20 protein-coding genes and 2 pseudogenes are annotated in these 17,435 nt (G+C 69.0%); 12 read left to right on the top strand and 10 right to left on the bottom strand.

Translation table 11 applies throughout. The features are described 5' to 3' along the window. The first annotated feature begins 73 nt into the window (after window positions 1-73). The 3 genes from OG735_RS28610 to OG735_RS28620 all read left to right on the top strand — a co-directional run bounded on the left by OG735_RS28610 (window position 74) and on the right by OG735_RS28620 (window position 1,228). Window positions 74-418 (top strand): hypothetical protein, encoded by a 345-nt coding sequence (locus OG735_RS28610; RefSeq protein WP_327326010.1) that lies wholly within the window; start codon window positions 74-76, stop codon window positions 416-418. Next, entirely contained in the window at window positions 411-698 is a 288-nt protein-coding gene (locus OG735_RS28615; protein ID WP_327326011.1) for a DUF7848 domain-containing protein, read from the top strand. Before OG735_RS28610 ends, OG735_RS28615 begins: the two co-directional genes overlap by 8 nt. A 161-nt stretch (window positions 699-859) precedes the next feature. After that, the gene (locus OG735_RS28620; protein ID WP_327326012.1) at window positions 860-1,228 is read left to right on the top strand and encodes a hypothetical protein; all 369 of its coding nucleotides are present in this window, start codon (window positions 860-862) and stop codon (window positions 1,226-1,228) included. A gap of 477 nt (window positions 1,229-1,705) precedes the next feature. On the opposite strand, the pseudogene OG735_RS28625 reads toward OG735_RS28620, so the two are convergent. Continuing rightward, window positions 1,706-1,837 (bottom strand): annotated as a pseudogene (locus OG735_RS28625) (IS30 family transposase); the annotation flags it as partial. Here OG735_RS28625 and OG735_RS28630 point away from each other — a divergent pair. Next, window positions 1,826-2,436, top strand: a pseudogene (locus OG735_RS28630) (site-specific integrase); the annotation flags it as partial. The pseudogenes OG735_RS28625 and OG735_RS28630 overlap by 12 nt on opposite strands. 9 nt (window positions 2,437-2,445) lie before the next feature. Here the strand turns inward: OG735_RS28630 and sodN are convergent. Beyond that, window positions 2,446-2,841, bottom strand: a complete 396-nt coding sequence (gene sodN, locus OG735_RS28635) for a superoxide dismutase, Ni (protein WP_108152448.1) — start codon at window positions 2,839-2,841, stop codon at window positions 2,446-2,448. A 150-nt stretch (window positions 2,842-2,991) separates the two neighbouring features. Between sodN and sodX the strand changes: the two genes are divergently transcribed. Beyond that, window positions 2,992-3,411, top strand: coding sequence for a nickel-type superoxide dismutase maturation protease (gene sodX / locus OG735_RS28640; RefSeq protein ID WP_327326013.1), 420 nt, complete (start codon window positions 2,992-2,994; stop codon window positions 3,409-3,411). Here sodX and OG735_RS28645 read toward each other — a convergent pair. Continuing rightward, window positions 3,315-3,944 (bottom strand): CGNR zinc finger domain-containing protein, encoded by a 630-nt coding sequence (locus tag OG735_RS28645; protein ID WP_327326014.1) that lies wholly within the window; start codon window positions 3,942-3,944, stop codon window positions 3,315-3,317. The genes sodX and OG735_RS28645 overlap by 97 nt on opposite strands. Window positions 3,945-4,024: 80 nt before the next feature. Between OG735_RS28645 and OG735_RS28650 the strand changes: the two genes are divergently transcribed. Then, a complete protein-coding gene (locus tag OG735_RS28650; protein WP_442812506.1) occupies window positions 4,025-4,798 on the top strand; it encodes a class I SAM-dependent methyltransferase in 774 nt (257 codons plus the stop codon). A gap of 59 nt (window positions 4,799-4,857) precedes the next feature. On the opposite strand, the gene OG735_RS28655 is transcribed toward OG735_RS28650, so the two are convergent. Genes OG735_RS28655 through OG735_RS28665 form a run of 3 tightly spaced genes read right to left on the bottom strand, consistent with a single transcriptional unit; the run spans window position 4,858 to window position 7,574 of the window. Then, window positions 4,858-5,610, bottom strand: coding sequence for an amino acid ABC transporter ATP-binding protein (locus OG735_RS28655; RefSeq protein WP_389560668.1), 753 nt, complete (start codon window positions 5,608-5,610; stop codon window positions 4,858-4,860). Window positions 5,611-5,615: 5 nt separating this feature from the next. Continuing rightward, a complete protein-coding gene (locus OG735_RS28660; protein ID WP_327326016.1) occupies window positions 5,616-6,572 on the bottom strand; it encodes an amino acid ABC transporter permease in 957 nt (318 codons plus the stop codon). A 42-nt stretch (window positions 6,573-6,614) separates the two neighbouring features. Further along, a complete protein-coding gene (locus tag OG735_RS28665) occupies window positions 6,615-7,574 on the bottom strand; it encodes an ABC transporter substrate-binding protein (protein WP_327326017.1) in 960 nt (319 codons plus the stop codon). Window positions 7,575-8,103: 529 nt separating this feature from the next. Here OG735_RS28665 and OG735_RS28670 point away from each other — a divergent pair. From OG735_RS28670 to OG735_RS28680, 3 genes are all read left to right on the top strand, one after another. Then, entirely contained in the window at window positions 8,104-9,315 is a 1,212-nt protein-coding gene (locus OG735_RS28670; protein ID WP_327326018.1) for an NAD(P)-dependent malic enzyme, read from the top strand. Window positions 9,316-9,529: 214 nt separating this feature from the next. Continuing rightward, a complete protein-coding gene (locus tag OG735_RS28675; RefSeq protein ID WP_327326019.1) occupies window positions 9,530-10,495 on the top strand; it encodes a zinc-binding dehydrogenase in 966 nt (321 codons plus the stop codon). Between the two features lie 32 nt (window positions 10,496-10,527). Continuing rightward, complete coding sequence (locus tag OG735_RS28680) at window positions 10,528-11,937, top strand: glycoside hydrolase family 5 protein (protein WP_327326020.1); 1,410 nt, start codon at window positions 10,528-10,530, stop codon at window positions 11,935-11,937. Here the strand turns inward: OG735_RS28680 and OG735_RS28685 are convergent. Further along, window positions 11,915-12,760: an MBL fold metallo-hydrolase gene (locus OG735_RS28685; protein ID WP_327326021.1), complete on the bottom strand. Its 846-nt coding sequence runs from the start codon at window positions 12,758-12,760 to the stop codon at window positions 11,915-11,917. The genes OG735_RS28680 and OG735_RS28685 overlap by 23 nt on opposite strands. 71 nt (window positions 12,761-12,831) lie before the next feature. Between OG735_RS28685 and OG735_RS28690 the strand changes: the two genes are divergently transcribed. Together OG735_RS28690 and OG735_RS28695 are read left to right on the top strand one after the other, a co-directional pair. After that, entirely contained in the window at window positions 12,832-13,041 is a 210-nt protein-coding gene (locus OG735_RS28690) for a helix-turn-helix domain-containing protein (protein ID WP_327326022.1), read from the top strand. After that, a complete protein-coding gene (locus OG735_RS28695) occupies window positions 13,041-13,616 on the top strand; it encodes a Clp protease N-terminal domain-containing protein (RefSeq protein WP_327326023.1) in 576 nt (191 codons plus the stop codon). Before OG735_RS28690 ends, OG735_RS28695 begins: the two co-directional genes overlap by 1 nt. Before the next feature lie 648 nt (window positions 13,617-14,264). Here the strand turns inward: OG735_RS28695 and OG735_RS28700 are convergent. Then, window positions 14,265-15,305 carry a PadR family transcriptional regulator gene (locus tag OG735_RS28700; RefSeq protein WP_327326024.1) on the bottom strand — a complete coding sequence of 347 codons (1,041 nt, stop codon included), beginning with the start codon at window positions 15,303-15,305 and terminating at the stop codon, window positions 14,265-14,267. Window position 15,306: 1 nt separating this feature from the next. Next, complete coding sequence (locus tag OG735_RS28705) at window positions 15,307-16,158, bottom strand: DUF4097 family beta strand repeat-containing protein (RefSeq protein WP_327326025.1); 852 nt, start codon at window positions 16,156-16,158, stop codon at window positions 15,307-15,309. 181 nt (window positions 16,159-16,339) lie between these two features. Between OG735_RS28705 and OG735_RS28710 the strand changes: the two genes are divergently transcribed. Beyond that, the gene (locus OG735_RS28710) at window positions 16,340-17,149 is read left to right on the top strand and encodes a hypothetical protein (protein ID WP_327326026.1); all 810 of its coding nucleotides are present in this window, start codon (window positions 16,340-16,342) and stop codon (window positions 17,147-17,149) included. A gap of 38 nt (window positions 17,150-17,187) precedes the next feature. Here OG735_RS28710 and OG735_RS28715 read toward each other — a convergent pair whose 3' ends face one another. Then, window positions 17,188-17,370 (bottom strand): DUF6104 family protein, encoded by a 183-nt coding sequence (locus OG735_RS28715; RefSeq protein WP_003961784.1) that lies wholly within the window; start codon window positions 17,368-17,370, stop codon window positions 17,188-17,190. Window positions 17,371-17,435 lie beyond the last annotated feature (65 nt).

Here is a 17,435-nt window from a genome sequence, read left to right on the forward strand (position 1 = left end):
ACGGTGTGTGTCCACCATCAGTGACCCAGGCCGGGGGTACCCAGTGAGCCAGCCCAGGAGCGATGCCGACCGCATGCGTCGCAGAGACCTGTACGACGCCGCGTCGGGTGGGGGAGGTCCCCGCTTACTACCGTGGACCAGCCCGGAGGGGAAACCCTGCTACCTGAGCACCGACGGCCGGGGCTACCTCTCTACCCTCGCCGACAGCATCGAGACAGTGCAGCTGGGCATGGGCCAGGAGCTGCTGGAGTACGCCCGAGAAGCCACGGCTCCCGGAGCGCCAACTTTGTCGGCCACCGAATACCGTTGGCTGGCCTGCCGATTGACCGAGGCCCTGGCGGACGCGCTCCGAGTAGCCGACTCGCGCGGGCAGCGCCTCCCGGACCCGGAGGAGGAAGAGGCGGACGAGGGTGCCTGACTCTGCGGACACCGACGCACCGGTCCGCGACTCCGCACGGGGGCGCTACCGCTTCCGCGAGTACCACGTGACCACCGTCCCTGACCCCCTGGCTCTGCCAGCCTTCACGGCGGTCTGCGTCACCGGCGAGGAATGCAACTGCGGTGCCACATCCGGCACCCTGCACACCCCGGACGAGCTGACGCGCTGGATCGCCGAACACTGCGCCCAGACCGGCCACCAGCACTACGAGCAGACCGTACGAGCCATACTCCGCGCCGAGCCCCGCGCGTGGCGGTAAAGTCCCCCTGCACCGACACCGTGCCAGCGGCAGCACCACCGTGCGCCCCGCGCTCCTGACGGCAGTAGCGACGGCAACACCCACGGACACCAGCGGAACCCGAAACCGCCGCTGGTCTGCGAATACGCAGATAGAGAGGGGGCGCGCAGCACACGTAATATGTGCTGGCGGGTGAAACTCCCGTACTCGTTCACAACACCGACTGTGGTCCTGAGTTTTCCATCGATGAGGGGCAGTTCGGAAAGAAGTGGGGCAAGCATGCACAGGACTATGGCCTGAACCCGGGCGATGCCTCTGCCCGTCAGGGATTCCGTGACAAAATCGCAGGGGTTCGCGGGTCGCATGACGAAGTGCGTCAAGGCCCATGGAATCCGAAGAATGGCGGCGGGAACGACTATTTCTTCTACCGTAGAGGGAACGATCTTCTAGTAACGAAGGGTGATGGCCAGTTCGTCACCATGTTCCCTATGAGTAAGCCAAACGGCTGGTTCCAGCAAGCTACTCCCTACTCATGCGGGTGTAAGAAATGACAGAGCGAAACGCGGCTAGCCTGCGAGCCGGGCAGCGGGTGCAAGCTGCGCTTGACGTCAAGTATCTAGAGGATGACGTCGAGGGTGCCGCATCCGCCGAGGCCGTGGAATTCCTGTTGGAGGCGGGCCCTTCCATCCTTTTGTCTTGCGGCACGGACTGGACTTTGAAGGTCTCGGAAGGCCGATGGCCGGTATTGCCCGCATGGTGCTGGCCCGTCGAGTCGTGGGCTTTCGAGGAGGTAGATCAGATCGGAAGCCCTGGATTCGACAGAATCATCTCGACTTCGGATATTCGTAATTCCGTAGGTGAGGTGTGTGGCATCCTTCTAGAGTTCCCTGAGGCGTGGGTAACCGTTAGATCAGGTGAAGCGCTGACGTGGAGTATCTCCCGCAAGGATGGCCGATAACGCCAGGAAAAGTGAAGCCCCGTCAAGGGCGGCGGTTTCTAGGGATCGTCGCAACATGTGATCGGTTGTGTTAGGCGGCGAGTAGTCTATGCAGGCGCTCGGCTGGGGTTTCCCAGTCGAGCGTTTTGCGTGGGCGGCCGTTGAGTTCGGCGGCGGCCAGTTGCTCGCGGGTATGGACGGACAGGTCGGTTCCCTTGGGGAAGCGGGCTTGCGCATAGGTGAGTTGCTCGGCCTCAAGGTCTCGGACGTCGACTTCAAGCGCGGCACCATCCGCGTCGAGCGCAAGCGCCTGCAGTCCGGCCTGATCGGCCTGCCGAAGACCGGAAAGTCCCGGCGCACGGTCCCCGTCGGCGAGGTCGTCACCGACGCGCTCCTCGCGCTCCTCGAGCATCTCGCCGCACGGCCCTCGAAGGAGTGGCTGTTCACCATGGAGGAGGGCGAACCGCTCAACTACCGCCGCTGGAAGACCGAATGGAACTGCGCCCGCCGCGAACTCCAAACGGCGGAGAGCAAGAACGCCGAGCGCGAGGGCCGCAAGCCCGTCGAGCTGCCGCACATGGGTGACCCACGACCTGCGGCACTTCTCCGCCTCCGCGCTCATCGCGGGCGGGGCAAGTGTCAAGCAGGTTCAGCTGGTCCTCGGCCACGCGTCCGCGGTCATCACCCTGCGGATCTATCCCCACTTGTGCCCGGGGGGAAGAAGACCGCACCCGGCCCGTCATGGACGCCGTGCTCGGCGGCCTGCGGACCGGGTGCGGAAAGGTGGGCGATGCGACCCGCGAAGGCGCGGGTCAGGCCGCCCAGCCAAGATCAAGCCTTCTTGGTCTCCCAGAAGATCTTGTCGATCTGGGCGATGTAGTCCAGCGCCTTCTGGCCCGTCGCCGGGTCCGTCGAGGCCTTCGCGGTCGACAGCGCCTTCAGGGCGTCGTTGACCAGCTGGTGCAGCTCCGGGTACTTCTCGAAGTGCGGGGGCTTGAAGTAGTCGCTCCACAGCACCGAGACGTGGTGCTTGGCGAGCTCCGCGCGCTGCTCCTTGATGACCGTGGCGCGGGCCCGGAAGTGCGGGTCCTCGTTGGCCTGGTACTTCTCCTGGACGGCCTTGACCGACTCGGCCTCGATGCGGGCCTGGGCCGGGTCGTATACACCGCAGGGGAGATCGCAGTGGGCGCTGACCTTCACCTTGGGGGCAAACAGGCGGGAGAGCATTGAGCTGTCCTTCCTCGTGATCGTCTTCTCAGGTGGGACATTACTCCGTGAGAGACGCGTTTTCGCGGGTGCCCCCTAGGGCTTAGGACAAAAGTCCAGGGTCAGTATGGGACCGGTGGCCGAACATACCGTGGGACTCGGAGGTGGCGGATGACTGAGCAGGGGCGGGAGCCGAGAGCGCCATTCGGGGTCGCCGAAGTGACGGGTCCTTCCATGTACCCGACGTTGAAGCACGGCGATCAACTGCTGGTGCACTACGGCGCGGAGGTGAAGGCCGGCGACGTCGCCGTACTGCGCCATCCGCTGCAACAGGATCTGCTCATCGTGAAGCGGCTCGTCGAGCGGCGCGAGGACGGCTGGTGGGTGCTCGGGGACAACCCGGGGGCGGAGGGGGACAGCCGGCTGTTCGGCACAGTGCCCCACGAGTTGCTGCTGGGGCGGGTGCGCGGCAGATACCGGCCGCTGGCCGAGGATCAGCGGTCGGTTCGCGGGGTCGTCTCCTGGGCGGCGTCGTCGCTGCGGCTCGTGCTCGCGGACCGTTCCGTCTCGAGACGTTTGCGGGCGCGGTAGGCAGCCACGTTGGCGCGGGTCGCGCAGCGGTCCGAGCAGTAGCGGCGTGAGCGGTTGGTCGAGGTGTCGAGGTAGGCGTTGCGGCACGGTGCTGCCTCGCAGAGGCCGAGCCGGTCGACGCCGTACTCCGTGAGATGGAACGCGAGGCCCATCGCGGCGATCGCGGCGTACCCCGCCGTCGCATTGGACGGGTGGTCGGCCAGGTGCATGTGCCATTTCGGGCGGCCGTCCTCGTCCCGGAAGTCGTGGCCCGAGATCTGCGGGTTCACCGGGAACTCCAGCAGCAGTGAGTTGAGCAGGTCGACCGCCTGGGTCTCGTCGCCGGCGTCGGCCGCGGTGAAGACCGCGCGCAGACGGCCCCGTACGGACCGGAAACGGGTGACATCCGCGTCGGTGGCGCGGCGTGCGGCCTGGGAAGACTCGCCGAAGAGCTCGCGAATGGACTCGACCGAGGTGAGGGAGTCCTTGTTGCGAGCCGGCTCCTCGGTGTTGACCAGGCGCACGGCATAGTCCGAGTAATAGGCCAGTTCCACTTGTAGTCCTTACCGCGGCGTTCTAGTGTCGACGTAACAGCTGATGATGCTTCGAGGGTATTACGGACGGGAGGGTTCCGGTGGCGGAGGCGGCGGCAGGGACGGGTACGGGGACCGACTGGCGGGCCTGGCAGGAGAGCTGGGACCGGCAGCAGGAGTGGTACATGCCCGACCGTGAGGAGCGGTTCCGGGTGATGCTGGACATGGTCGAGGACCTGGTCGGCCACGAGCCGAGGGTGCTGGATCTCGCTTGCGGTACGGGAAGTATCACGGACCGGCTGCTCAAGCGGTTCCCGAAGGCCACCAGTACGGGGGTGGATCTGGACCCCGCCCTGTTGACCATCGCGGAGGGGTACTTCGACGGCGACGAGCGCATCACCTTCGTCACCGCCGACCTGAAGGACCCCGAGTGGGTCAGGAAGCTGCCGTACGACCAGTACGACGCCGTGCTCACCGCCACCGCCCTGCACTGGCTGCACAACGAGCCCCTCGCCGCGCTGTACGGGCAGATCGCGGGGCTCGTGCGGGACGGCGGTGTCTTCATGAACGCCGACCACATGATCGACAGCACCACCCCGCGCATCAACGCCGCCGAGCGGGCCCGTCGGCACGCCCACATGGAGCGGGCCAAGGCCGCCGGTGCGCTCGACTGGTCCGGCTGGTGGGCCCTGGCCGCCGAGGACCCCGTACTCGCCGGCCCGACCGCCAGGCGTTACGAGATCTACGGCGAGCACGCCGACGGGGACATGCCGTCCCCGCACTGGCACGCCGAGACGCTGCGTACGGCCGGGTTCGGCGAGGCCCGCGCCGTGTGGGCCTCGCCTTCCGACACGCTGTTGCTGGCTGTGAAGTAGCTTCCGGACAACGCGAGAGGGCGGTACGGACATCACGTCCGTACCGCCCTCTCGCGTGACTACAGAACCTTCGAGAGGAAGGACTTGGTGCGGTCGTGCTGGGGGTTGGTCAGCACGTCGCGGGGGTGGCCGGATTCGACCACGACGCCGTCGTCCATGAAGACCAGGGCGTCGCCGACCTCGCGGGCGAAGCCCATCTCGTGGGTGACGACGATCATGGTCATGCCGTCCTCGGCCAGGCCGCGCATGACGTCCAGGACGTCACCCACCAGCTCCGGGTCGAGGGCGGAGGTCGGCTCGTCGAAGAGCATCAGCTTCGGTTCCATCGCCAGCGCGCGGGCGATGGCGACGCGCTGCTGCTGGCCGCCGGAGAGCTGGGAGGGGTAGTTCTTGGCCTTGTCGGCCAGGCCCACCCGGTCCAGCAGGCGCTCCGCGCGGGCCCGGGCCACGGCCTTCGACTCGCCCTTGACCTGGATCGGGGCTTCCATGACATTCGCCAGAGCGGTCATGTGCGGGAACAGGTTGAAGCGCTGGAAGACCATGCCGATGTCCCGGCGCTGCGCCGCGACCTCGCTGTCCTTCAGCTCGTAGAGCTTGTCGCCCTTCTGCCGGTAGCCCACCAGCCGACCGTCGACCGAGAGCCGGCCTGCGTTGATCTGCTCCAGGTGGTTGATGCACCGCAGGAAGGTGGACTTGCCGGAACCGGACGGTCCGACCAGGCAGAACACCTCACGCGGGGCTACCTCAAGATCGATGCCCTTGAGGATGTGCGCGGCGCCGTAGGACTTGTGGACGCCCTCGGCCTTCACCATGGCGCTCATGCGACGCCTCCCTTCGGACGGCCGAACGCCAGATTGGCCTTGACCTTCTGCCACGGGGTGGGCGGCAGCTGCCGCAGCGATCCGCGGGCGTAATAGCGCTCGACGTAGTACTGGCCGACGCTGAAGACGCTGGTCAGAGCCAGGTACCAGATCGAGGCCACCAGCAGCATCTCCATGACCGCGAACGACGTGGAGCCGATGTTCGTCGCCGCGCGGAGCAGTTCGTTGTACTGCACCGCGGACACCAGGGAAGAGGTCTTGAGCAGGTTGATGAACTCATTCCCGGTCGGCGGCACGATCACCCGCATCGCCTGTGGGAGCACGATCCGCCGCATGGTCTTGCCGGTGGGCATGCCCAGCGCGTGCGAAGCCTCGGTCTGGCCCTCGTCGACCGACTGGATGCCGGCCCGGACGATCTCGGCCATATAGGCGCCCTCGTTCAGGCCCAGGCCCAGCAGGGCGACCACGAACGGGGTCATGACGTCGACCATCTCGTCCTTGTAGAACCCGAGGTTCAGGACGGGGAAGATCAGTGCGAGGTTGAACCAGAGCAGCAGCTGCACATACACCGGTGTGCCGCGGAAGAACCAGATGTACAGCCAGGAGACCGCACCCGTCACCGGGTTCTTCGACAGCCTCATGACCGCGAAAACAATGCCCAGAATCAGGCCGATCAGCATCGACAGCACGCTGATCAGCACCGTGCGGCCCATGCCCGCCAGGATCCGGTCGTCGAAGACGAAGTCCCCGACCGTGCCCCAGTTGACGTCGCCCTGCGAGAACGAGTACACCAGCGTGCCCAGCAGCGCCACGACGACGACACCGCTGACCCAGCGGCCCCAGTGCCGTACCGGGATGGCCTTGATCTTCTCAGGGGGAATGGATGCCCCCTTGCTGACCGCCGAGTCCGCTGGCGGCTCGTCTGCGGGCGTTTTGTCGAACTTGTCAGTCACAGTGACTGCCCTTCAGTGAACGCTTGAGGCGAGAACGCCGTATTACTTGCCGGCGTTGACGGTCGCCTCGGTCACGGCGCTGTTCTTGACGTCCCACTTCTCCAGGACCTTCGCGTACTCGCCGTTCTTGATGATCGCGTTCAGCGCTTCCTTGAGCGCGTCACGAAGCTGCGCGTTGTCCTTGTCGACGGCGATGCCGAACGGACCGGCGTCGGTCTGGTCGCCCGCGACCTCGAAGTCCTTGCCGCCGCCCGCGGTCTTCGCGATGTGCGCGGCGACCGGGTAGTCGTTGAGGTCGGCGACAGCGCCACCGGACTTCACGCGGGTCTGGGCCTCGGCGTCGGTGTCGAACGCCTCGATGGTGAGCTTGCCCTTGCCGTCCTTGCTGCACTTGGCGGCCTGGGTCTTGAAGGTGTCCTCGTAGATCGTGCCGCGCTGGACGGCCACCTTCTTGCCGCACAGGTCGTCGAGCGACTTGATGCTGTCCGGGTTGCCCTTCTTGACCAGGAGCGAGACGCCGGAAGTGAAGTAGTCGACGAAGTCGACGCCCTGGCCGACCTTCTTGCCCTTGTCGTCCAGGCCCTCCTGGCGGGCCTTGGTGTCGCTCATGGCGGACATGACGACGTCCTGGCGGCCGGTGTTGAGCGAGGAGATCAGGCCGTCGAAGGTGCCGCTGGTGAACTGGAACTTGACGCCGAGCTGAGTGCCGAGGGCCGCGGCGATGTCGGGGTCGATGCCGACGATCTTGCCGCCCTCCTCGTACTCCATCGGGGCATACGCGGCGTCCGTACCGACCTTGATCACGCCGGCGTCCTGGTACTTCTTCGGCAGCTTGTCGAAGAGCGCAGCGCTGCTCTCCTTGGTGCCCCCGGACGCCGAGGTGCCGGAGTTGGTCTGGTCACCACAGGCGGTGAGCATGAGTGAGCCGGCGACCGCGATTGCGCCGACCGCGGCGATCCGGGAACGGGCGGCGGTCGTACGACAGGTGTTGCTTGCGGTCATGATCAGGATCCTCCGGCGGGTGAGGTGGCAGCCTTTTTGGACATTCCGGTCGTTGTACTCACCTTCGAGTGTCGCGACCTTGAGTGTTTTCGGCATCTTGCCATTCGGACTAGCCCAATCAGGGGGCCGCGCATGTCAAAATCGGGTAACGGGTCACCCCCGAACCCCAGGAGGCCGGTACATCAAGGCCGTACCTCTTACGGGAATGCTTTCACCCGGCCGGAAAATCTGCGGCCTGTCTTGCTTCGCGGACGGTTTTCAGTGCGCAAAGCGGACGTGTCCAGATATTCAGCCATGAGTCGTGTCACCGCGTGGATAACGACTCGTCGCGGTGCCGTCCGTCCGGTATGAAGGACGTTTACACCCCTCATCCGGGGCTCAGGGCGCGTGTGCGGCGCGCCCGCGCGTACGTACCTCCCCCTGCCAGGCGGGCCAACCGCTGCGGCAGGGCACGGACGCGGTGCCCGCCCACCCCTCCTCAACCAGGAGTGGCCACCCTCAACAGATGAAGACTTAAGGGGTCAACCAAATGGCAGCGGAGATCGTCAATCCTCGCAGCGACAGCGGTACGGAGAGTGCTCCCGAGGAGCCCTTCGATCCGGCCTTCGCGCTGCACCGCGGCGGCAAAATGGCCGTCCAGGCCACCGTGCCGATCCGCGACAAGGACGACCTGTCCCTCGCGTACACACCCGGCGTCGCCAAGGTCTGCACCGCGATCGCGGAGCAGCCCGAGCTCGTCCACGACTACACCTGGAAGTCGCAGGTCGTCGCCGTCGTGACGGACGGGACCGCGGTGCTCGGTCTCGGTGACATCGGTCCGGAGGCGTCGCTTCCGGTGATGGAGGGGAAAGCCATCCTCTTCAAGCAGTTCGGCGGCGTGGACGCGGTGCCCATCGCGCTCGCCACCAAGGATGCGGACGAGATCGTCGAGACCGTTGTGCGGCTCGCGCCGTCCTTCGGCGGCGTGAACCTCGAGGACATCTCGGCACCGCGGTGCTTCGAGATCGAGCGCAAGCTCCAGGAGCGCCTCGACATCCCCGTCTTCCACGACGACCAGCACGGCACCGCCGTGGTGACCCTCGCCGCGCTGCGGAACGCCGCGAAGCTGACCGGGCGCGGTCTCGGTGACCTGCGCGCCGTCATCTCCGGCGCCGGAGCGGCCGGGGTGGCCATCGCGAAGTTCCTGCTGGAGGCGGGCATCGGCGATGTGGCGGTGGCCGACCGCAAGGGCATCGTCAGCGCCGACCGCGAGGACCTGACGCCGGTCAAGCGGGAGCTCGCGGAGATCACGAACCGGGCGGGGCTGAGCGGCTCGCTGGAGACCGCGCTGGCCGGCGCGGACGTCTTCATCGGCGTCTCCGGCGGTACGGTGCCGGAGCCCGCGGTCGCCTCGATGGCGCCGGGAGCCTTCGTCTTCGCGATGGCCAACCCGAACCCGGAGGTGCACCCCGATGTCGCGCACCGGTACGCGGCGGTGGTGGCCACGGGTCGCAGCGACTACCCGAACCAGATCAACAACGTGCTTGCCTTCCCGGGCATCTTCGCGGGTGCGCTGCAGGTGCGGGCGTCCCGGATCACCGAGGGCATGAAGATCGCGGCGGCGAACGCGCTGGCGGACGTGGTGGGCGACGCGCTGGCGGCCGACTATGTGATCCCGTCCCCGTTCGACGAGCGCGTGGCCCCGGCGGTCACCGCCGCGGTGGCGGCGGCTGCGCGCGCGGAGGGTGTCGCGAGGCGTTGACGGGTCTCTGACGCGTTCGGCGTACGAGAACGGGCCGTGCCGCACCCCCCGAGGGGTGCGGCACGGCCCGTGCCGTTGGCGGGACCGGCAGAACTTCGTTCCTGGTCTTCGTCCGAACAGGTGGCGACGCCCGGGGCGGCCACGGCACAACGCGGTGCGTGTCACACCTCGGAGTGGTTCCGTCGCGTCCCGTCCCCGTCCTATCGTCAAGGTCATGTTCGCCGCCTACGCCGCCCGCATTGACCGTGACGCCCCGCTCAACGGCCTGGAGCTGGGCGAACGCCCGGCCCCCGAGGTCCGCCCCGGCTGGACCACCGTCACCGTCAAGGCCGCCTCGCTCAACCACCATGACCTCTGGTCGCTGCGGGGTGTCGGCCTCAGCGAGGACAAGCTGCCGATGATCCTCGGCTGCGACGCCGCGGGCATCGACGCGGACGGCAACGAGGTCGTGGTCCACTCCGTCATCGGTCAGACCGGGCACGGTGTCGGCCCGAATGAGCCGCGCTCCATCCTCACCGAGCGCTACCAGGGCACCTTCGCCGAGCAGGTCACCGTCCCGGCCTGGAACGTCCTGCCGAAGCCGAAGGAGCTCAGCTTCGAGGAGGCCGCCTGTCTGCCGACCGCCTGGCTCACCGCGTACCGGATGCTGTTCACCAACGCCGGGGTGCGGCCCGGGGATTCGGTCCTCGTGCAGGGTGCGGGCGGTGGCGTGGCGACCGCCGCGATCGTTCTCGGCAAAGCGGCGGGCCTGCGCGTCTACGCCACCAGCCGCGACGAGGCCAAGCGGAAGCGAGCCGTCGAACTGGGCGCGGAGGAGGCGTACGAGCCCGGCGCGCGGCTGCCGCGGCGCGTGGACGCCGTCATCGAGACGGTCGGCGCCGCGACCTGGTCGCACTCGGTCAAGTCGCTGAGGCCCGGCGGCACGCTGGTGATCTCGGGCGCGACCAGCGGCGACCGCCCCTCGCACGCCGAGCTGACCCGGATCTTCTTCCTGGAGCTGAAGGTCGTCGGCTCGACGATGGGTTCGAAGGACGAGTTGGAGGATCTGCTCTCCTTCTGCGCGGCGACGGGCGTACGGCCGGTGATCGACGAGGTGCTGCCGCTGGACCGGGCCAGGGAGGGCTTCGAGCGGATGGCCGGCGGCGACCTCTTCGGAAAGATCGTGCTGACGCCCTCTTGATGGACCGTCAGGTGCGCTGATGGGATCCTCTCATGCGTACGCGCCGAACGATCCGGGCACTGGCGGCGGTCTGCTGCACCCTTCTGCTGTTCGCGGGGGCCCCGGCCGCCGCGGTCCCGGGCGGTCCCGGTGGCATTCCCCGGCTGACCGACGACCGCGGCCGAACGCTCACCCTGCGCGGCTGGAACGTCGAGGACAAGGCGAACCGCGGCGAGCATGCCCTCTCCGCCATCACCGAGAAGCACTTCCGCGATATGCGCGCCAAGGGCTTCAACTTCGCCCGGCTGCTGGTCTTCTGGGACGACATCGAGCCCAGGCGGGGCCAGTACAGCGCCGCGTATCTGCGCAAGGTCGAGCGGATCCTGGACTGGGCCGAGAGGTACGGCATCCAGGTGCTGATCGACGCCCACCAGGACGTCTTCGGCCCCGCCTTCGGGCATCGCGGCATCCCCGAGTGGGCGACCCGGACCGACGGGCTGCCCTTCACACCGCACCCGGACGACTGGTTCTCCGAGTACTTCGAGCCGGCCGTGCAGCGCGCGTTCACCCACCTCTACGAGGACGAGGATCTGCGGCGCGCGCAGACGCGGATGTGGCGGGTCCTCGCCGACCGCTTCCAGCACCACCCGGCCGTCCTCGGCTACGACCTGATCAATGAGCCGATGGGCGAGATGCGCCCGGGCGAGGAACTGCCCACGGCGGCCCGCCGGATCGAGCGCGACCAGCTGACGCCGATGTACAACCGCCTTGCGGACGCCGTCCGTTCGGCCGACGAGGACAGCTGGATCTTTATCGAGCCGACCCCGATCGTGGGCGAGGGCGTCCCCACGGGCCTCGGGAAGGTCAATGACCCCAAGGTCGTCTACGCTCCGCACTTCTACAACGGGGCGATGGAGGCGGGCGCGGACTACGACCCGGCGGCGGGCTGGATCGAGTCGTACGAGTCGGCCGTCGCCGCGTACCCCGAGGCACAGGGGATCCCGGTCGTGGTGGGCGAGTGGGGCCCGCTCAACAACTCCCTTCCGAACATGTCGCGCTTCTACCGTGAAGCGCTCGCCTCCCTTCATCGCTACAGCTCCGGCTGGGCCGGCTATGTGTGGTGCTACGGGGGCGGGTACTGCGCGGTCGACGGCGCGGGAGCGTTCCGTACGAACAAGGAGCAGACCGCCGCCCCGTACGCCGCGGCCGTGGCGGGCCGGGTGGGCACGGACGCGTACGACCCGGCGAGCGGGACGTACCGACTGGTGTACCGGGCGTCCGCGCGGCCGGACACGACGGAGATCTCGCTGCCGCCGAGCATGTACGGCTGGCGTATCGCCGTGGCCGGCCCGGCCTGCACGGACACCCGCACGGTGGCGGCCGGCACTTCCCGTGTGGTGCGCGTCCTGGCCCGCCCGGGGGCGGGGATCACGGCGACCATCACTCCTCGTACACCACGATGAAGTCGCGGCAGGGCCCGTCGTGCACGGCCAGGGCGCTGCGCAGCCCGCGCAAATGCGCGGTTGTCAGCTGGAGCGGGGGCTCGTCCGGCTGATACGTGGTGCCACGCGGGTAGTCCACGTCCGCGGTGGTCGTCATCTCTATGTGGCAGCCGAGGATGTGGGTCACCGGTGTCTTCTCGCAGAACGCCAGCAGGCGGTCGACGGTGGCGGTGAAGGCGGCGGCGTCCTTGACGTACAGCCGGCCGGGATAGAGGGAGTCGCCGGTCAGCAGCAGACCGGTGTGCCGGTCGTGGAAGACAACGGCGGCCTCCTGGTGCCCTGGCCCTGGCAGCAGATCCAGCACCCGCCCGCCGAGGTCCAGCTCTCCTTGGCCCTCCGGCCAGCCCTTGAACCCGAAGAAGTCCGTCACTTCTTTCAGCGAAGGACCGACGACCTCGGTCCGCGGGCGGTCCGCGAACTGGGCGTCGCCGGCGATGTGGTCACCGTGCCCATGGGTGTGAGCCACCACCAGTCCGTACTCCGCGCGCGGATTCCGGTCGAGCCACCCGTCGATCAGCGCGTCCACGGTCGCGCGCAGGGGGAAGTGCGCGGGGTCGGCCGTGGCACCGGTGTCCAGCAGCAGCGCCCGTTCGTTCCCGAACAGCAGGAAGAGAAACGGGGCTTCGAAGTGCACGGACTTGTTCTGCCGAAGGATCACGGTGTGCTCGGAGTACGCATGGACCTGTATCTCCGGCAGCGGGTCGTGCTTGGGCGACGGCCAGCCGGCATGCCACTGGACGTCGAGGCTGCCGGTCACGGGTGCGGCGGTACGGAAATCGATCACGGGACCACGGTACGACGGGGCGGCGTCAACCGGGGTTGACTGTGGATAACTGTCAATGCAGGTTGACAGCTATGGCCGAAGCAACCGATCTCGCCGAGCGGGCGGGCGACCGCGACCCACGGGTCGGGCTGCGAGCCGTCGCCGCGCTGCGGCGGCTCCTTGAACAGCTCGAAGCCGTGCAGGTGCGCAGTGCCCGTAACCAGGGCTGGTCGTGGCAGGAGATCGCGGCCGAGCTGGGCGTCAGCCGGCAGGCCGTACACAAGAAGTACGGGAGGCAGTGATGTTCGAGCGTTTCACCGAAGACGCCCGGGATGTCGTGACGGGCTCCGCGGAACACTCGGAGCGGGCGGGCGAGGACTCCATCACCGAGGAGCATGTGCTGCTGGCGATGCTCGACCAGGAGGGCACGCGGGCGGCGTTCGCGTTCGCGTCGCTCGGCATCACCGACCGCCGCGCGTCGGTCGAGCACGCGCTGGCGGAGGCGAGGCGGCGTGGGGGCCTGTCAAAGGCGGACGAGGATGCGCTTGCGGGGCTCGGCATCGATGTGGCCGAGATCGTCTCGAAGGTCGAAGAGGTGGATGGGCAGGGCGCGTTGCAGGCGGGTGGGAAGCCGAGGCGGTGGTGGCCGGGGCGCCGTCCGTTCACCGCGGCGGCGAAGGGCGTGCTGGAGCGGTCACTCCGTATCGCGGTGGGCCGCGGCGACCGCTGCATCGGCGGCGAGCACCTGCTGCTGGCGCTGGTGGCGCGGCCGGGCGTGGTGGCGGACGTGCTGGCGGAGCACGGGGCGACGTACGAGGCGGTGGAACGGGCGATGTTCGGCGGCGGCGGCGGCGGTGGCTCGGCGAAGGCGGGGTGAGGTGTGCGGGGCGTGGTGTTTCCCCCACCCCGCCCCTTCCCGAAACCGGGGGCGGTGCCCCACGGGCCCCCTGGGCGGGAGGGGTACGTGGGGGCCGACGCCCCCACAATCCCGGAGCGGCAGCTTGGCGTCGCAGACACGGGGCAGTACCTCAACAAGGCGCGGCATCTTCACGTCGAGGCCGCAGGCAAGGGGCCCCACCCGAGTAGGGGGGCGTTGGAGCCGAGGCCCCTACACCCCGGAGCGGCAGCTTCGCGCCGCAGAACACAAACGCGAGGCATTGCCCCCCGGGACCGGCGACCTCGCGCCGCGAACCCGGGGGTACTTACCCCGACGGGCGCCCGACGGGTGCCGGACCTGTCCCTGGCAGGGGGCGCGCGTCGTGTTCTGGACGTAAAAGCGTCGCACCTCGCGCGAAGCGCGGTGATCACGCGGCGGAGCCGCATATCGGATGCAGCGCAGTACCGGACACGAGCCCCGGAGCGGACCCCGGACGGCCACCGACACGAGACCGGGCCCGCCCATGCTTCCAGGGCACGCCCCCGGAGCCCCCGTGACCTCAAGCGTCCGGGCCCCGCGCCCCGCGGAGGCCGGGCGCGCCCACGCACCCATGCCCCGCACCCCCCAGGGACCCGGCGCCCCCGTTGCTCAGGCGCCCGGTTTGCGCAGAAGCGCTCCGATGTGGGCCGCCGCCGTTGACAGGTGGCGGCGGGTCTCGCCCAGTTGGGACTCCGTCACCCCGTGGTCCCGCGCCGCATCCCTGATGTCGTCCCGGAAGCGGTCCAGCAGCCGGTCGAGGTCGCGTGCCGGGTCGCCCGAGTCCGTCGTGTCCCTCGCCCACTCCGGCGCCGCGTCCGCGCCGGCGTCAGCACCAGCACCAGTACCAGTACCAGTACCAGTACCAGTACCAGCGTCAACGTCCGCGTTCGACGGTTCCGGCTTGGTGAACGGCGGCCAGGCCGTCCCCCGTGCCAGGCCCCCGAGCTGCGTGCTGAGCTCCGACAGCCCCTCCCGTACCCCCGTCGGCCAGTCGCCCCGCGCAAAGTGGTCCTGCACCTGGTCCTGGACCTGCTTGGCGATGCGCTGCATCTCCTGGCGGGCCGCGTCCTGGGCCTCCTTGGCCTGCCGGCGCGCCTGCTGTGCGTCCTCGCGGGCCCGGCGCGACTCGTCCTTCGCGCGGCGCGCCTGCTCCTTCCACTCCTGCTTGGCGCGGCGCAGCTCCTCCTTCGCCGCCCGCCACGACTCCTTGTCGCCGAAGGCGGACTCCCAGTCGGCCCGTTCCTTCGCGCTGCCGGGCGCGTGCCGTGTCTCCGTCGCCGCCGCGCGCATCTCGCTGCGCAGCTTGCCCGCCGCGCCGCGCACGTCGTCACGGATCTCCGCGGCCAGTTCGGAGACGGACTCGCGGATCTCCAGCTCGAGGTCGGCCAGCTCGCCGCTGCGCCCGGCCAGTTCCTCGCGGCCCGCGTCGGTGATCGAGTAGACCTTGCGGCCGCCCTCGGTGGCGTGGGTGACCAGCCCCTCGGCCTCCAGCTTGGCGAGCCGCGGGTAGACGGTGCCGGCGCTCGGCGCGTACAGGCCCTGGAAGCGCTCCTCCAGCAGGCGGATCACCTCGTACCCGTGGCGCGGGGCCTCGTCCAGGAGCTTCAGCAGATACAGGCGCAGTCGGCCATGGGCAAAGACGGGCGGCATGTCAGAGCACCTTTCCGGTGGGGGCTGCGTCGTACGGTTCGTCCTCCGCGGGCGGTCGGCGGAGCAGCGCGATGGAACCGGAGACCGTCGTCGCCCTGAGCGTCCCCGTGCCCGCGCCCAGCGTGCCGGTGATCTTCTTCGCGCCCCACTGGCCGCTGACCCGCAGGTTGTCGAAGGCGTTGGAGACCGCGCCGCTCGCGGTGTTCGCCTCGACCTGTGCGTCCGTGGGGTGCGGCAGGCGGATCGCGACCTCGCCGGAGACGGTGGTCAGCCGGATGTCCGTCGGCTTCCCGGCCGGGTCGAGGTCTATGACCATGTCGCCGCTGACGGACTCGGCCCGTACGGAGGAGCCCGCGCCCGCGATCACGGTCAGATCGCCGGAGACCGAGTTGTAGCGGAGGTCGCCGGTGACGGACTGAGCCTCCAGGTTTCCGGAGACGGATTCGGCACGGACCGCGCCCGAGACCCCGACGAGGGTGGTGTCGCCGCTGACGCCGCGTATCGCGGTGGGCCCCTGGATGCCGGAGACAACGGCCGCGGCGCCGACGACGCCGACCTCGACGGCCGAGCCGGACGGGACGGCGAGGGAGACCACGGCGCTGCGGTGCCAGCCCTTGCGGTCGAGCCACTTGAGGAAGCCCTTCCAGGGCAGGTCCTCGTACGCGACGGTGAGGGTGGAGCCCTGCTGGGTGACGATCAGCGGGGGTCCTTCGACCTGGGAGATCTCCAGGCGGGCGGAACCTTCTTCCGTGCCCACGACGTTGACCGTTCCGTTGACGATACGCACGTTGAGTGCCGTCACCGGGTCGTCGAAGGTGAGCTTCTTCGGCTCTGCAACGGACCACTCGGACATGGTGCGACCTCCCTGGGCCGGCCGTGACGCAACATATCGCGTCTCTTGCTGAACACGATATATCGCGGTTGGGCTGTGTCAAGTGTCGGGGTGGCCCCTCGGGTCGCCATTGAGTGCCATCGGGCGCCATATGAGCCCGATTGGGCGCCATATAGGGGCAAATTGCCCTAGCGTATGGGTCATGGACGCGACACCCGTGGGAGCGCTGCTGCTGTGCCGGGCGGCACCCGCCGCCGTACGCCACCCGGCCCATCTACTGCGCGAGCGGCAGCTCCTCGTCGCGGCCGGCGACGAGTGGAGCGTGCTGGTTCCGGAGGGCAAGCCGTGGCTGGACGGCGGCGAACCGGTGGACCGAGTGCTGGCGGGCTGGGCCGCGGCGCTCGCCGTCGGTGCGAACTGGCCGGTGCTCGCGCTGTGGTGGGACGGCGACCGGGCCGGGTTCACGCTGGCGTCCGGATTCCGCCGGCCGGTCGGGTACGTGTGGCTGGCGGACGGCAGGCCGGTCGGCGAGGACGAGGCGATGCGGACGTTCGCGGCGCGGCTCGGCCTCGATCCGGTGCTGGACCTGCAGGCGCTCGAGCCGCTCACGCTGCCCGACCCGGAGGCGGACGCGCGGGCCCGGCTGCTGGGCCTGATCGCGGTCCTGGCCCGGTCGGGCCTGGCCCTGCCGACGGGCATCGGCCCGGGCGAACCGGCCGACCGGCTGCGGTCGGTCGCGCGTGCGCAGGGCGCCGAGACAGTGGAGTGGTCGGGCTGGCGCGATGCGGTACGGGCGGAACTGGACGCGGTGGAGGAGGGCCCGCTGGGCCCCTGGCTCCGTGGCCCGAAGGCTCGTGTCCTGGGCGCGGCCCAGCTGGCGGCGGGGGCACCGCTGGCGGCGTGGGGGCTGCGGCGGCGCAGCGGGGGGTGGGTGGTCGCGGGGGTGGTGCTGATGGGGCACGGGGTGCTGGGGCTGGCGTACGACCGGATGAGAGGCCGCGGGGGTGGCTGAGGCAGCAGGCTGCCCCGGTACCGGAACCCGCCGCCCGGCTACTCGTCCTCGTCCTCGTCGTCCAGCCGCGCCAGCCACGTGGCCAGGCGTTCCACCGGGACCTCGAAGTCCGGATTGAGGTCCACAAACGTACGCAGCTGTTCGGCGAGCCACTCGAAAGTGACCTCCTCCTCGCCGCGTCGCTTCTCCAGCTCCTCGATGCCGCGATCGGTGAAGTACAAGACATGCTCCTGGTGCGTACGGGATCTACCTCTTCAGACTACGGCGACTTCCGACTCTCCCTTGC

This window comes from Streptomyces sp. NBC_01210, assembly GCF_036010325.1.
GTDB lineage: Bacteria > Actinomycetota > Actinomycetes > Streptomycetales > Streptomycetaceae > Streptomyces.

Excerpts from the sequence above, each read along its gene's own strand:
- OG735_RS28680 (WP_327326020.1), top strand. The coding sequence starts at position 10,528 with ATGCGTACGCGCCGAACGATCCGGGCACTGGCGGCGGTCTGCTGCACC.
- sodX (WP_327326013.1), top strand. The coding sequence starts at position 2,992 with ATGACTGAGCAGGGGCGGGAGCCGAGAGCGCCATTCGGGGTCGCCGAA.
- OG735_RS28655 (WP_389560668.1), bottom strand. The coding sequence starts at position 5,610 with ATGGTGAAGGCCGAGGGCGTCCACAAGTCCTACGGCGCCGCGCACATC.
- OG735_RS28705 (WP_327326025.1), bottom strand. The coding sequence starts at position 16,158 with ATGTCCGAGTGGTCCGTTGCAGAGCCGAAGAAGCTCACCTTCGACGAC.
- OG735_RS28670 (WP_327326018.1), top strand. The coding sequence starts at position 8,104 with ATGGCAGCGGAGATCGTCAATCCTCGCAGCGACAGCGGTACGGAGAGT.
- OG735_RS28665 (WP_327326017.1), bottom strand. The coding sequence starts at position 7,574 with ATGACCGCAAGCAACACCTGTCGTACGACCGCCGCCCGTTCCCGGATC.
- OG735_RS28610 (WP_327326010.1), top strand. The coding sequence starts at position 74 with ATGCGTCGCAGAGACCTGTACGACGCCGCGTCGGGTGGGGGAGGTCCC.
- OG735_RS28710 (WP_327326026.1), top strand. The coding sequence starts at position 16,340 with ATGGACGCGACACCCGTGGGAGCGCTGCTGCTGTGCCGGGCGGCACCC.
- OG735_RS28700 (WP_327326024.1), bottom strand. The coding sequence starts at position 15,305 with ATGCCGCCCGTCTTTGCCCATGGCCGACTGCGCCTGTATCTGCTGAAG.
- OG735_RS28690 (WP_327326022.1), top strand. The coding sequence starts at position 12,832 with ATGGCCGAAGCAACCGATCTCGCCGAGCGGGCGGGCGACCGCGACCCA.
- OG735_RS28675 (WP_327326019.1), top strand. The coding sequence starts at position 9,530 with ATGTTCGCCGCCTACGCCGCCCGCATTGACCGTGACGCCCCGCTCAAC.
- sodN (WP_108152448.1), bottom strand. The coding sequence starts at position 2,841 with ATGCTCTCCCGCCTGTTTGCCCCCAAGGTGAAGGTCAGCGCCCACTGC.
- OG735_RS28695 (WP_327326023.1), top strand. The coding sequence starts at position 13,041 with ATGTTCGAGCGTTTCACCGAAGACGCCCGGGATGTCGTGACGGGCTCC.